Below are 14557 nucleotides of genomic sequence, written 5' to 3'. Positions count from 1 at the left end.
TAGCGATATACGTTTTTATCTGAGTTGGCCTTCTTTTTGCTGTATTGGGTATATAGATTCAGGCAAGTCTGCGTAAAAAAGTGGAATAGCGCTGAGTTTAAAAACAAGAACGATAAATAAAAGTCCCATAACAGGAGATTTCACATGCGTTTACTGACTGCTGCAGTCACTACCCTAGCTTTAACTTTTGGAGCGCAAGCTGTTTCCGCTGCTCCAGTAGAGATTAAATTCTCACACGTAGTTGCTGAAAACACACCTAAAGGCCAGATGGCAATTAAGTTTAAAGAGCTTGTTGATGAGCGTCTTGCTGGTAAGGTTGAAGTAAAAGTATTTCCTAACTCTCAGCTTTTTGGTGATAACAAAGTACTTGAAGCTATGCTGTTAGGTGATGTGCAGATGGCTGCGCCTTCACTGTCTAAATTCCAGAAGTACACTAAAACGCTTCAGATTTTTGACCTTCCGTTCCTATTTAAAGATATGGCAGCGGTAGAGAAATTTCAGAACGGTCCAGAAGGCCAGAAATTATTGAATGCTCTGCAGAAGAAAGGCCTTGTCGGTCTTGGTTATCTGCATAATGGTATGAAACAGCTTTCTGCTAGCAACCCGTTACAAGTACCAGGTGATGCGTCAGGTAAAAAGTTCCGCATCATGACATCTGATGTACTTCAGGCGCAGTTTGAAGCGGTTGATGCTGTACCATTGAAAAAACCATTCTCCGAAGTATTCACATTACTTCAGACTAAAGCAATTGATGGTCAAGAAAATACATGGTCTAACATCTACTCGAAAAAATTCTTCGAAGTGCAGCCGTACATCACAGAATCGAACCACGGTGTTCTTGATTACTTAGTGGTAACTTCTGCTGAATTTTGGATGGGCTTGGATAACAATCTGAAAGTTGAAGTTAAGAAAGCGCTAGATGAAGCAATTAAACATGGTAATTCTATTGCTGCTCAGAAAGCGGATTCTGATAAGCAGAAGATTATTGATTCTAAACGCTCTGAAGTGCTAACACTTTCTGACGCTGAACGCGCTCAGTGGGTTGAAGCGATGAAGCCAGTTTGGAAAAAGTTTGAAGATCAGATCGGTGCCGATCTAATCAAAGCTGCCGAAGCGTCTAACAACTAATATAAGTTGGGACTCTCACCGGGTAGGAATCTCGCTCCTTCTACCCGGTATCTATCTCTCCCACATTCAGAGGAGAGCTTCAGACAAACCAATATTATTTATTGGAGTTGTCCTGTGAATGTTGTTTCACCTAACTATTCTAATCGAACGACGTGAGTCGCTACGGGGGCCATTATGGTACGTAATCTCGTAACTAAGCTGGAAGAGGGCTTTTTATCTGCGCTTCTAGTTTCAATGACCTTGCTTGTTTTTGCTGAAGTAATTGCTCGCTTTGGTTTTAATGCAGGCATCCACTGGGCGCAGGAAGTAACGCTTCTTCTTGCGGCTTGGTTTGTCCTTTTTGGTGCCTCTTACGGCGTTAAAGTAGGTGCACACATCGGCGTTGATGTGTTCGTAAAACTATTACCTCAAAATACACACCGTTTTATTACGTTAGTGGCCGTAGCATTATGCTTGGTTTATTGCGGGCTGTTTCTTTACGGTTCTTGGATCTACCTAAGCAAGATGAAAATGATCGGAATTGAGTTGGAGGATCTACCTATACCTAAGTGGATTCCTATGAGTATTCTTGTCATCGGTTTTGTTTTACTAATTATTCGTTTCTTGCAACTAGGCTGGAAGGTTGTGACTAATCAAGCAGATGGTTTTCATTTTGCTGATGAAGCGGAAGAATCTATGGAGATCGCTAAAGAGCTAAAAGAAACAGCACTTGGTGATGAGCAGCCCCAGAAAGTATCTAAAGAAGGGGATAAATAATGACTATTGCCGTGCTATTTATCATGCTTTTTGGTTGCATGTTGATCGGTATGCCGATCGCTATTGCTCTAGGTTTATCTTCTGTAACAACGATTCTGTTGTTTTCAAATGATTCCCTTGCTTCAATCTCGTTGAAGCTATTTGAAGCGACATCAGAACACTATACATTACTCGCTATACCTTTCTTTATTTTGTCCTCATCCTTCCTATCAACGGGTGGTGTTGCTAAACGATTGATTAACTTTGCAGTTGATACTGTTGGTCATATTCGAGGCGGCTTAGCGATGGCATCGGTTATGGCTTGTATGCTGTTTGCAGCCGTATCAGGTTCATCGCCTGCCACTGTGGCGGCTATAGGTACTATCTGTATCGCAGGTATGGTGCGTTCCGGCTATCCAAAAGCATTTGCTGCGGGCGTTATTGCCAATGCGGGTACTTTAGGTATTTTGATACCGCCTTCGATTGTGATGCTTGTTTATGCTGCAGCTACAGAAGTATCTGCATCGCGCATGTTTATGGCGGGCTTTCTTCCAGGTTTGATGATGGGTCTTATTTTGATGATCGCTATCTATATTGTAGCGAGAGTTAAAGGATTGCCTTCTCAGCCTTTCCCAGGTTTTAAAGCGCTGGCTAAATCGGGTTTGATTGCTTTAGGCGGCTTAATGCTGATTATTATCGTATTAGGTTCTATATACGGTGGTGTGGCATCGCCAACTGAAGCTGCGGCGGTTGCGGCTGTTTATGGCTATTTTATTGCTGTGATGGGGTACCGAGATATAGGTCCTATGAAAGGCATTCCTTGGCAGAAATCGGGGGAGAATATCATTGCTGCAGCAGTACGTAACTCTGTGCAGATGATTATTGCTATTCCTAAGTCCATCAGTGATCCGGAAGTACGTAAAGTGTTGCTGGATGCATCTAAAGTCTCAATGATGCTGCTATTTATCATTGCCAACGCAATGCTGTTTGCCCATGTACTGACGACAGAGCGTATCCCTCATACCATTGCTGAGCAAATTATTGCTTGGGGCTTACCTGCTTGGGGCTTCCTCATCGTAGTCAATATCTTGTTATTGATTGCCGGTAACTTTATGGAGCCTTCAGCAATATTGTTGATTATGGCGCCTATCTTGTTCCCGATTGCTATGAAGCTGGGTATCGATCCTATCCATTTAGGCATCATTATGGTGGTGAATATGGAGATAGGGATGCTGACCCCGCCGGTGGGGCTCAATCTCTTTGTCACAGCCGGGATAACCGGGGAAAACATGATATGGGTTATCAAGGCGTGTCTACCTTGGTTGTGTTTGCTCTTAGGTTTCTTGATGCTGATTACTTATGTTCCTCAGATATCATTATTCCTGCCAGAATATATCGACCAATTAAATGGTTATTAATTAATCTCGTCCCTGGGAGGTTTCCCTTAAAACTTCCCATTTCTAATCTGTTGATTAGTGCATTTAACCACCGCTTGCGGTGGTTTTTTTTGTTTAGTGCTACTTTGTTATTTAGCACTATTGGGCAGTTCGTGTTGCAACAGGTATAATCCGCCGTTCAAACTATTTACGGCAGAAAAGAGATACTAGGGTGTTAGGTTATTTAGCAGCGCTGTGGGGTATTACCGGCATCAGTTTATTGTTAGGCAGTGCGATTTATCGGTTAAGTTCGATAGGTTGGCAAACCTTCACATATGAGCTGGAGTGGTATCATTGGTTGGCGATGGCCGTTTCTATTGCTTTTATGGGGTTTGCTGAAGGTTATCGTGGATTCCAAAAAGCTTGGGCTCCGCGGGTAGCTGCACGTATTTTATATCTTTCTCAGAACGCCTCCCCTTTAAGAGTGTTCTTAGCACCGTTGTTTTGTATGGGCTTTTTCTCCATTGTGCGTAAAAGGATGATAGTGACCTATTGCTTGACGTTAGGGATTGTCGGGATGGTTCTTCTTGTTCATCAGCTTGAACAGCCTTGGCGAGGGATTATCGATTTAGGCGTTGTTACCGGTTTAGTTTGGGGTGTGACATCGTTATTCTTGTTTACCTTACAAGCTTTTTTTGGACAGAGTTTTGAGCACTCGCCTGAGATGCCTTAACGGCAAATATGATTCCTGAATCTGATGAGTTTTCCTTAACCTTCAGGGTGTTTTCTGCGCAGCGTTCAGTTTTCCAGTTTTTGCGTCACCGCTTAGTTGATGCTCACGGCGCACAGTTAGCCGATCTGTCTAGTTCTCATCGTATTCTTATTGATAATCAACCGGCTTCTTTAAATCAAGCTTTAGATGCTGGGCAAAAGGTGACAGTTTTCCTGCCAGAGCATCAGGAGGAGGTTGTCGATACTCGCTGGGAACTACTATGGGAAAATACAGAGCTACTTGCTCTTTATAAGCCTCATCTTTTACCTGTAAGTCGTACCACGCGCAATCTTTACCACACACTTATCTCTTTGGTTCGGCGTGAAACCGTCTACGATCAGTGCCAATTACTACATCGCTTGGATACGGAAACAGCGGGGGTGATTCTGCTTGCTAAAGATCGGGCTGCTGATCGAAAGTGGAAGCCTAAACTTAATCAGTTGATGCTAAAAAAAGTCTATCATGCGTGGGTAAGTGGTGAGCCAAGCTGGGATGTTCATCGGTTTGAGTGTGAGTTATCAGAAAAAGAGGGTAGCTTAATTCGCAGTCAGGTATACGTTGTTGAACCAGATAGCGCTGATCTTTTTAAAAAGCCTAAATACAGTAAGACAATATTTACAGTGCTGCAGCGTAAAGCAGGCTATACGCTGATTGAGTGTGAATTATGTACTGGGCGTAAACATCAAATTAGAGCTCAATTAGCCTACTTAGGGCATCCCATTTTGGGTGATAAAATATATGCTCATCAAGGGCGGTATTATCTTCAGCGATTAACAGAGGGGCTTTCAGCATTGGATTATCAATGTCTAAGCAGTCCCTATCAGCGATTAGAAGCGGTTAAGGTTGTTCTGTCACTACCAGACGAAAAGGTGGAAATTACTACAGATGCCTATTCGCACCTGTAGTTAATTCTCCTGATTTAGCCAAGGAATAGTTTGTAAGCAGTGTTGTCCGTTTCTTCCCAGTAGTTGTAACCGATTTTAGATAGGAATTTACCCACTTGGTCGCGTTCAGCGTTGGGTACTTGCATGCCAACTAATACGCGTCCATAAGCTGCGCCATGGTTACGGTAATGGAACATGGAAATATTCCATTTACCACCTAGTTTGCTAAGGAAATTCATCAGTGCCCCAGGACGTTCCGGGAACTCAAATCGATAAATAACCTCGTCATTAAGGCTGTCAGGTGAGTGCCCTCCCACCATATAACGAACGTGGAGTTTGGCGATCTCATTATCTGTTAGGTCTTCAACTTCATAAGCTTGCTCACGGAGTTCAGTGAGGAGTTCAGTACGGTCATTGCTGTTGGGCGTTAGCTGCACTCCAGCGAAAACAATCGCATTGCTATCATCGCTATAGCGGTAGTTGAATTCGGTGATATTACGTTTACCTAAGGCTGAACAGAACTTTTTAAAACTTCCTGCTTGCTCAGGGATGCGTGCGGCGATAATTGCCTCACGTTTTTCACCTAGTTCAGAACGTTCTGCAATATGACGTAAACGATCAAAGTTAACATTCGCGCCAGAATCTATAGCGATCAGTGTTTTATCTGAACATTGCTCTCGGTTAACATATTTTTTCATACCCGCGACACCTAAGGCACCTGCCGGCTCGCAGATAGAGCGGGTATCATCATAGATATCTTTAATCGCTGCGCAAATTTCATCGGTCGATACAGTGATTACTTCATCGACATACTTTTTGGCAACCTCAAAGGTATTTTCACCAATGATGGCAACAGCAACGCCGTCAGCAAAAATGCCCACCTGATCCAGTGTAACGCGCTTACCGGCATCTAATGCAGCTTTTAGACAAGCGGAGTCTTCAGATTCGACGCCAATGATTTTTGTCTCTGGGCGAAGGTACTTAACGTAGGCAGCGATACCTGCGATTAAACCGCCCCCGCCTACAGGAACAAAAATCGCATCTATAGGGCCTGATTCTTGACGTAATATCTCCATGGCAACAGTGCCTTGGCCCGCGATAACATCAGGGTCATCAAAAGGATGCACGTAGGTCATTCCCTTCTCTTTGACGAGTTTCTGAGCATAGCTGGACGCATCGTCATATGCATCTCCGTGCAGGACCACTTTTCCACCTAAGCGACGTACATTATTTACTTTTACGTCGGGTGTGGTTTTTGGCATGACGATGGTTGCTTTAACACCGAGGTATTTAGCTGACATTGCCAAGCCTTGCGCATGGTTGCCTGCAGAGGCTGCCACAACACCGCATGCTTTTTGTTTTTCCGTGAGCTGAGCCATTTTGTTATAAGCCCCGCGAATCTTAAATGAGAAAACGGGCTGCTTATCTTCACGCTTAAGTAAAATTCGATTTTCCAGACGTTCAGACAGGCCTTTGGCTTCATCCAATGGCGTTTCTATTGCTACATCATAAACGCGGGCTTCTAAAATTTTCTTTATATAACGGTCTGGCATAGGGATAACTTCATCTGAAAAACCAAATAGGGTAGAAATGGTAAAGGCAAAGCGGTATTGCGTCTACACGATGGAGGCGATGCAGCGTATAATTTACGCAGAAATTAACATTTATTAGCAAATACGGGTGTTTTAACTGCCCGTTAAGCACAGGTGCCAATCATGACGCAGGATGAGATGAAAAAAGCAGTTGCCGATGCTGCTGTAGAATACATCAAACCTAAACTAAGCAAAGAGAGTATTGTTGGTGTAGGTACAGGCTCTACTGCAAATTTCTTTATTGATGCGTTGGCAGAGATAAAGCATATGTTTGATGGCGCTGTTGCAAGCTCAGAAGCGACTGCTGAACGCCTAAAAGGACATGGTATTGAGGTGTTTGATCTTAATTCTGTTTCTGAAATGGACGTTTATGTTGATGGGGCGGATGAATTTGACTCCGGTTTAAACCTTGTTAAAGGTGGTGGTGGCGCATTAACTCGCGAGAAGATTGTTGCTGCTGTGGCGAAAGAGTTTGTTTGTATTGTGGATGGTACTAAGAAGGTGGGAGTGCTCGGTGCTTTTCCGTTGCCGGTAGAAGTGATCCCTATGGCGCGTTCTTATGTGGCACGTGAAATCGTGAAATTAGATGGTATGCCTGAGTGGCGGGAAGGTTTTGTTACTGATAATGGCAACTTGATTTTAGATGTCCATGATATGGAAATTATGCATGCCAAAGAACTAGAGACGCAGCTAAATAACATTGTTGGCGTAGTGACCAACGGGTTGTTTGCGAATCGTGGTGCTGATGTCGTCTTGATGGGCACAGAGACGGGTGTAGAGACAATTACTCTATAACTCGCTGGCACTCTTATATCGCTCAAAGCCTCGCATCTGCGGGGCTTTTTGTTATGGATAACTTATTCTGATCGGCTTGCCTTTTTTACTCTATCGGTACAGCGCCAACCACCCATAATCGCAAGTCCTGCAAAAAGAAATAGGGTCATTGCTAGGCTGTTATTTATCAGCATCAGTTTTTCGTGATAGATGCTTGATATGCCCAAGACTAGACCCGCACTAATAACGCAGGTAATCGCTCCTATAGCAAAAGCAACGTAAATTGGTTGTTCTTTTTTTACGCACCATTTTGCCAATAGGCCAATGGTCAGCCAGTAACTCAGTAAAATGGCAATAGGGGTTATATTTTCCATGGGACTCCAAAGTATTCGGGTCAATCTATAGTTAAGGTCGAAAAACCAGTTACAGATGATATTAAGGTTTTATTACGGTGAGGTTAAATAGGACTTACTGTTAGCTGCTTTTAAGCAAACTATCCGTCTCTTTTCGTGTTGAGATACTAAGGATATGCAGATAGCTGTCGCGCATAGAGAGATGTATAAGCGGGGGCGGGAATATTAGGCTGTTTTCTTAGTGAGTTAAAAACAGCCTAATGCTTTTTTATCAGTTGCTTATAATACTTAGAACGTCATTCGGCTAATAGCTATACTTGCTGGCATAGTAATCCAAGCCATAGCTATTAAGTTAATAATGATCCAAGAGAAGCCAGAGGAGTCGCGGAAATCTTCGTTATGTTCTGCCATGATAGTCACCCCTAATTAAAGATATAACGATGCCAGCCTGTTCTGTGAAGTAAATCAATAGAGATGACTTCAACCCATGTTAAGCCTGAGCCCTTAAGAGCTTCTTTTTGGCAGGGTGTAGAGAACGGCTAAAACCGTGTTAATGTGCATAGAACTGTCTTGGTGGTCTATAGTAGATTCGCCAATTGCGCGGGATTTTAACAGGATTGTTTAAAATTTAATAGGTTATTTATATTGGTGTATTAGCACTTAATAGTGGTGCTATATCATTGCTTTTTATGTGGTTTTTTGCGTTAGCTGACAAGATCTGATCTTTTAGTGATTAATATATTGATTTTTTTATAGAACGTTAGGATCCTATTCATAAAATTCTATTATGATGAATAGACTAGCGTTAGATTAATGAGTGAAAAATAATTATGTTGCGTTTCTTTCTTATCTCCATTGTTACTCTTGCTTTACTGTTTCACAGTGTGCCTTATCTTGTTAGAGATCAGGTTGTTGTTTGGTTGTTAAATAATGGCGCAGAGCAAGCGGAATTAAAGGCAATTAAAGTTAACTGGTTTACCGGTCATATCCTTATTGATGGACTTAAAGCGTCAACGCCAGATAAACCGGCGTTAGTGGTTGATCAGCTCAGCGTTGATTTAGATTACTCGCAATTAAAAGATGAAAAGATAGTATTAACTGCTGTTGAGCTAATGGGTATTAATCTAGGTCTTCGTGAGCAGGGTGAAAGTCTGTGGTTGGGCCCTATTGATCTGAATGGATTAACGAAGAGCGATAGTCCTGCAGAGCCTGAAGAGGAAACCGATGATGAACCATCTAATTGGAGCTTTGGTTTAGCTGAATTACGCTTAACTGATATTAAATGGTCTGCTGATATAGCAGGTCAGAAACATCAGTTGCAATTAAAGACGGGCCGTGTTGCTGACTTTTATCTATGGGATCAGAATCAGCTCGTTTCTATTGATCTAGATGGTAAGTTAAACAATGCACCAATAACCCTCTCTTCTAGTTCTTTACCTTTACCTGAAGAGAAGAGCTCAGAGCTTAAAGTTAAATTAGAAAACTTCCCATTGCACAGTGTTACAGGGGGCTTTTTACCGACACTTCGTGCCCATATAGACCTTGATTTAAATATTAAAGCGCAGAGTAATATAGGCAGCCATTTAACTAATGTTGTACAGAATGGTTCTATACGTGTACGTAATCTCGCCTTTGAGCAAGACGATTTAAAGATCAATGAACAAAGTTTAGCGTGGAGCGGTAGTGTTAATCTGGCGTTACTCAAAAGCGAATTAAAGTCCTTAAATACTAAGGGAAAACTAGCACTTAAAGGGGTAAATTTAACTCAGGCTGGAAGTCAGTTGTCATTAGATGACCTGCAGTTAAATTCAGCGATTAACCTACAAGGTTTAAAGCAACTTAACGTCTCTGATTTAGCCCTTAATCTGAGTAAATTAAAGCTTTCACAAGCGGATCAGGCCGTCGATATCGATGCACTGACCCTAAATGCCAGTGCTGAAGCACAAAATTTAAAACAACTTAGAGTCTCTGATTTAGTCCTTAACCTGAGCAAATTAAAGCTTTCGCAAGCGGATCAGGCTGTCAATATCGATGCTCTAGATCTTGCTGCCAGTGCTGAAACAGCAGATATGGATGTTTGGAAAGTGTCTTTACCCAGCTTAAATTTAACGGATGTTGGTTTATCTGCGGCAGATGCTTTGATCTCGATTAAAGGTGTCGCGCTAGCATCGGCATCATTGCAGCATAAACTTGGATCTGAAGCTGCAAACTTACCTGAGTTGCAACTATCTGTACCTAAACTGGATGTAACAGATGTTGACCTATCAGTATCCGGTGACTCGCTTGTTTCAGTAAAAGGGTTAACTCTGGCGTCAGCTTCTTTACAGGGTTTAGATCAGATGACATTAGCTGAACTGAACACTGAACAGTTAAAAGTGGCTGGGGATGGAGGGGTGTTCACTCAGTGGAAGGGTATTCGTGCGAAAAAAATCCAGCTAAACCAATTACAGACCCTTAGTATTAATCAGCTCCTTTTAAATGATAGTCAAACCCGCTTACATTTAACGTCTACGCGTAGCTTGTCGGATCTAGATTGGTTGTTGGCTCATGTCCCATCAAGCAAAGGGAATTCCGAGTCTAAAAGTACAGCAGCGGGTGGCAAACCTTTCCGCGTTAAACTTAATCAAGTATTACTCTCCGGCAATAATCAGGTCAGTGTTGTCGATCAGGGTGTAAAACCCGCTTTTAAAACAAAGCTTGATATTAGCAAAATTAATCTGCGGTCTTTAGATACAGGGTCTAAAGGTGAAACGAGTTTTGAGTTAGCAGCCAAAAGCAAGTTTTCTACGATTACTGCAAAAGGGGCGATGGAGCTCTTTAGTGGCAATTACGGTGGTCATTGGGATGCGGTGATTAAAGGGCTTGAGTTACCAGAAGTTAGCCCTTATTCGTTAGAATATACCGGTTATTATTTACAAAGTGGTCAACTAACATTGACCACTAAAGGCTCAATTAAAGATCGGAAGTTAGATGGAGATTCAGATATTCGTCTAAACAAGCTTGAGGTGGAAGCACGTAACAATAAACGTAGCGGAGAGTTCGATAAAAAAGTATCTATGCCTTTAGGCACCGCCATCATGATTCTTCAAGATAATGATAATAATATTGATCTACAAATACCTTTAGATGGCTCGTTGGATGATCCTAAATTTGGTTATCAGACGGTTATTAATAAGCTGGCAGGAAAAGGGCTTAAAAATGCAGCTATGGGTTATCTAACTAAAGCACTTCAACCTTTTGGCGCGTTGATTTCTATTAGCCAGATGGTGATGGATGCTCAAGATAAAGGTTCATTTATTAAGCTGCAGCCTGTCTTTTTCTCCCCTGCGCAAACGACGCTATCATCCGAATCAAAACTTTATATGGCTAAATTGGCTGAGATGATGAATGAGCGTAAAGGGATGCGTATGAATATTTGCGGTTTAGCTGTTATTGCGGATAAGCCTGCAATATGGGAGCAGTTACAGGCTGAGAATAAAGAACGGGATAAGCCTGTAGATGAGGAGATCTTGTTACTTGAGTTAGAACCCGCTTTGCAAGCTTTAGCGCAGGAGCGTAGCGATGCGGTTAAGAGCGAGCTTTCAGATAAACAGGGGGTTGATATAGAGCGATTATTTAGCTGTTACCCTAAAGTTGATCTGCAAACTAAAGAGAAGCCACAAGTAACTTTAGGATTATAAAGCTTAGAGTAAGCGCCCCACAGTTCAAATAGTTAGGTATTTGAACTGTGGGGCTGTTATAAAAACTAACAGGTTACTGACTTAGCGGCTGATCAGAGTGTTGTAACTTTTGGCTAAGCTTTGTTGACGATGACTCAGTTTGCTAATCAGCATAAATAGTGCACAGCTCAATAGAGGTAAACTTATCCACAGGTAAGGATGCAGGACTGGATCAAGTTTTAAGAGTTGTTGATGAATTGGCCATAAGCTGACTTCGGTAATAACCACCGCTAAAAATCCACTAATTAAACCAATTAATCCCATCTCCATACGATCAAGTTGCCTACATTGCTGCTGGCTTGCACCGAGTGTTTGTAAAAGTGCATTTTCATAGCGGCGTTGTTCAAGCTCTTGGGTAAGCGTGACATACAGTAGTATGAGTCCTGCACTTGTCGTCAGTAGCATTAATAAACTTGATAGCATTGATAACCGAGTCAGCAGGTGTTGCAGTTGTTCCAGTATTTGCCGTACATCAATTAGCGTTAAGGTTGGAAAGGTTTCCATTAACTGTCGGCTAACTGAAGCGTTATCTTTGTCTAAATGAAAACTGGTTAAATAGCTGGCGGATAGATCCTCTAGCAGCCCTGGAGAGAAGATAAAATAGAAGTTGGGCTGGAATGAATCCCATTGAACTCTACGTATGCTTTGGACTTCAGCCTTACGTTCGATTCCCCCAATATTAAAACCGACAATATCACCTAATTTTAGTCCTAACTCCGAGGCGATTTTCTCCTCTATGGAAACAGAGGCTGGTTGAGTATCCTGTGTCTCAGCTGCTTTAGTCTGGGTGTCCCATTGCCCTTTTATTAAGGTGTTGTGGGCGGGCATCGTAGCGGTAGAGGTTAAATTGAGCTCGCGATTAAGTGAGGGGTGATCTTGCTGTTTTTTTGTTAGGGCTTCTGACAGCGGCAGATCATTAATACTGTTTAAACGGCCGCGATAGATAGGCCACAGCGGATTATCAATCTTATTTTGCTGTAACAATACTTGTAGGTCGTCCTTCTCCCACTCCTGAATGTTAATTAAAAAATGATTGGGGGTGTCTTCTGGCAGTTGATCCTGCCAACGACTGAGTAAATCGTTTAAAGCGATAAGGTTAATACTCAGCAGGGAGAATAATAGACAGATCACGGGGATCTGTACCCTATACCAGCGCTGCTGCTGTTGCACACGGCTAAGAAGCAAATTCCCCATAGGATGGTGAGGAGCCAATTTCTTGGTAATCTGTTTGCTGACATAAGCACCAAAGCTACCAAGGAGCCCTCCAATTAGGAGCAAGCAAAGAATTAAGCTGATCGTTAATAGAATATTGTTGAGATACCAAGTGGTCGAAATGATCAGTAGGCCAATAGCGATCAGGTAAGGCAGCTTGCTCCCCCAGCTAAGCGAGGCCGTTTGATCTTGAATAAGTTGCAGTGGATTACTTTTTTGTAGTTTAAAGAGGGAGGGCAGACCTAAGCATAGCAAGATGCTTATCCCCAGCAAGGGGCCCGATAAATAGGTAAAAGAGGACGCTGCTGGAACTGGTTGAGGAAGAACACCTTGTAAAAGGGTCAGACCTAGATTTTCTAATAGGAGTGCAAGGGAGACTCCCGCTATAGAGCATAAGGCCCAAGCGAAGATAAACTGTGTGATATACAGCAGCAGTATTTGATGGTCGCTTACGCCTAAGGTTTTTAGTAATGCGGCACGTTTGTATTGACTCTGAGTAAAGCGCCGAAGGCTGAGAAAAATGGTCATTGCCGAGATCAGCAGTGCAAAGAGAGCCCCGAGTCGTAGGTAGGAGGATGCTTTGCTTAGTGCGCTATTCTGCTGGCCCTCTTCCGATGCAATGGAGGTGAGCTTCTCGCCGGTTTTTAGATGTTGTTCTAAACTTTGTTCTAGCGCGCTAATCTGCTCAGGTGTACCCGCGAAAAGTTGGCTATATCTTAATCTAGCGCCGGGGCCAAGTAAGCCTGTTTGCTCTAATTGTTGCCGGTTAATGATTAATTGCGGGTTAAAGCTAATAAAACCTCGCCCGCGGTCGGGCGCTGATTTAATAACGGCGCTGATAGTAAAAGCAGTGCTCCCTAAAGTGACTTGATCGCCTAGTTTAAGGTTTAGCCGATCTAATGCACTTTGCTCAGCCCAAGCCTCTCCTAGATTGGGTATTTCGCTATCTAGGGGAGGGTCTAGAACGATTGTGCCACGGGGGTAAGTGCTTTGAAGTGCGCGTATAGTGACTAATAAAAAGTTTCCCCCGCTACTGGCCATAGTACCGAGTTGAACGACTTCACTTGACGTTATTCCCATTTCTTCGGCGACAAGCGCTGAGTTATCCGTAAGCCCGCGACTACTACTAAGAATGAGATCTGCGCCTAATATGTCGCTACCTTGGCGTAGTAATGTCCGTTCAATTCGTTCGCCTAAAACAGCCATTAGGCTTGCGATAGTAATGGCTAAGACTAATGCGATAATTAGGGAGCGCCATTCGCTGAGTTTAAGACAGCTTATACTTTGTTGGGCGGCTAATTTAATAGGTGTTGTTGCACTCATAGACTTATCTCAGTTAGCTCGCCATTGTGTAATCGTAAAGCCCGTTGGCAACGTTTAGCGAGGGAGGGGTCATGGGTGATTAAAATCAGCGTCGTATTTTGTTCTGTATTTAATGAGAATAGCTGTTGGATAATTTGCTCTCCAGTTTGCTCATCTAAGTTGCCTGTGGGCTCATCTGCAAATAATAGAGTCGGTTGTGTAGCAAAGCTACGGGCAATAGCAACGCGCTGTTGTTCACCCCCGGACAGCTCAGCGGGTTTGTGATGTAGACGAGCCCCTAATTCCACTTTTTCTAACCAACGGGCAGCTTCCTGTTCTGCATTTCTACTGTTGCGTATCTGTAATGGGAGCATGACATTTTGTAATGCAGTTAAATCGGGTAGTAGATGGAAGGCTTGGAAAACAAAACTAATATGTTGGTTACGAAATTCGGCGCGCTCTTTGTCGCTTAAATGTTCTAGATTTGTATCATTGAGCAGTATCGAGCCTGCGCTGGGCTGATCTAATCCCGCTAAGATAGCCAGCAAGGATGATTTTCCTGTACCTGATGGACCAATAATAGCTACCGTTTCTCCTCGCTGAATGTCGAGATTAAGATCTTTAAATAACTCTAAATTCCCTGCTTGAGTCTTAAACTGTTTTGCGAGATGCTGAGCACTGATAACTGTGTCTTTTTTGTGATTCATTAG

12 protein-coding genes are annotated in these 14557 nt (G+C 42.8%); 7 read left to right on the top strand and 5 right to left on the bottom strand.

Features of this window, described 5'->3' with window-relative positions:
- The first annotated feature begins 144 nt into the window (after positions 1-144).
- The 5 genes from ACOQOE_RS00400 to ACOQOE_RS00380 all read left to right on the top strand — a co-directional run bounded on the left by ACOQOE_RS00400 (position 145) and on the right by ACOQOE_RS00380 (position 4916).
- Positions 145-1128: a TRAP transporter substrate-binding protein gene (locus ACOQOE_RS00400; RefSeq protein WP_420554632.1), complete on the top strand. Its 984-nt coding sequence runs from the start codon at positions 145-147 to the stop codon at positions 1126-1128.
- Between the two features lie 174 nt (positions 1129-1302).
- Positions 1303-1884, top strand: a complete 582-nt coding sequence (locus tag ACOQOE_RS00395; protein ID WP_303418178.1) for a TRAP transporter small permease — start codon at positions 1303-1305, stop codon at positions 1882-1884.
- Positions 1884-3281, top strand: a complete 1398-nt coding sequence (locus ACOQOE_RS00390; protein ID WP_067863055.1) for a TRAP transporter large permease — start codon at positions 1884-1886, stop codon at positions 3279-3281. The genes ACOQOE_RS00395 and ACOQOE_RS00390 overlap by 1 nt, the downstream gene beginning before the upstream one ends.
- A gap of 190 nt (positions 3282-3471) precedes the next feature.
- Positions 3472-3972, top strand: coding sequence for a hypothetical protein (locus ACOQOE_RS00385; protein ID WP_420554631.1), 501 nt, complete (start codon positions 3472-3474; stop codon positions 3970-3972).
- A gap of 8 nt (positions 3973-3980) precedes the next feature.
- Positions 3981-4916: an RluA family pseudouridine synthase gene (locus ACOQOE_RS00380; protein ID WP_420554630.1), complete on the top strand. Its 936-nt coding sequence runs from the start codon at positions 3981-3983 to the stop codon at positions 4914-4916.
- A 14-nt stretch (positions 4917-4930) separates the two neighbouring features.
- Here the strand turns inward: ACOQOE_RS00380 and ilvA are convergent, their stop codons facing one another.
- Positions 4931-6448 (bottom strand): threonine ammonia-lyase, biosynthetic, encoded by a 1518-nt coding sequence (gene ilvA, locus ACOQOE_RS00375; protein ID WP_420554629.1) that lies wholly within the window; start codon positions 6446-6448, stop codon positions 4931-4933.
- 162 nt (positions 6449-6610) lie between these two features.
- On the opposite strand from ilvA, the gene rpiA reads away from it, so the two are divergent.
- A complete protein-coding gene (gene rpiA, locus ACOQOE_RS00370; protein WP_067863047.1) occupies positions 6611-7282 on the top strand; it encodes a ribose-5-phosphate isomerase RpiA in 672 nt (223 codons plus the stop codon).
- A gap of 62 nt (positions 7283-7344) precedes the next feature.
- Here rpiA and ACOQOE_RS00365 read toward each other — a convergent pair whose 3' ends face one another.
- Together ACOQOE_RS00365 and ACOQOE_RS00360 are read right to left on the bottom strand one after the other, a co-directional pair.
- Positions 7345-7635: a hypothetical protein gene (locus ACOQOE_RS00365; RefSeq protein WP_067863043.1), complete on the bottom strand. Its 291-nt coding sequence runs from the start codon at positions 7633-7635 to the stop codon at positions 7345-7347.
- Between the two features lie 267 nt (positions 7636-7902).
- Complete coding sequence (locus tag ACOQOE_RS00360) at positions 7903-8025, bottom strand: hypothetical protein (protein WP_269454594.1); 123 nt, start codon at positions 8023-8025, stop codon at positions 7903-7905.
- A 419-nt stretch (positions 8026-8444) separates the two neighbouring features.
- Here ACOQOE_RS00360 and ACOQOE_RS00355 point away from each other — a divergent pair, with 419 nt between their 5' ends.
- Positions 8445-11294 carry a DUF748 domain-containing protein gene (locus ACOQOE_RS00355; RefSeq protein WP_420554628.1) on the top strand — a complete coding sequence of 950 codons (2850 nt, stop codon included), beginning with the start codon at positions 8445-8447 and terminating at the stop codon, positions 11292-11294.
- A gap of 81 nt (positions 11295-11375) precedes the next feature.
- Here ACOQOE_RS00355 and ACOQOE_RS00350 read toward each other — a convergent pair whose 3' ends face one another.
- Positions 11376-13868: an ABC transporter permease gene (locus ACOQOE_RS00350; protein WP_420554627.1), complete on the bottom strand. Its 2493-nt coding sequence runs from the start codon at positions 13866-13868 to the stop codon at positions 11376-11378.
- Positions 13865-14554, bottom strand: a complete 690-nt coding sequence (locus ACOQOE_RS00345; protein WP_067863033.1) for an ABC transporter ATP-binding protein — start codon at positions 14552-14554, stop codon at positions 13865-13867. The genes ACOQOE_RS00350 and ACOQOE_RS00345 overlap by 4 nt, the downstream gene beginning before the upstream one ends.
- Between the last annotated feature and the right edge of the window lie 3 nt (positions 14555-14557).

It is taken from the genome of Neptuniibacter marinus (assembly GCF_965223595.1).
In the GTDB taxonomy this organism is placed as follows: domain Bacteria; phylum Pseudomonadota; class Gammaproteobacteria; order Pseudomonadales; family Balneatricaceae; genus Neptuniibacter; species Neptuniibacter marinus.
The sequence above is the reverse complement of the archived record's forward strand: the minus strand, read 5'-3'. Positions and strand labels throughout refer to the sequence as shown.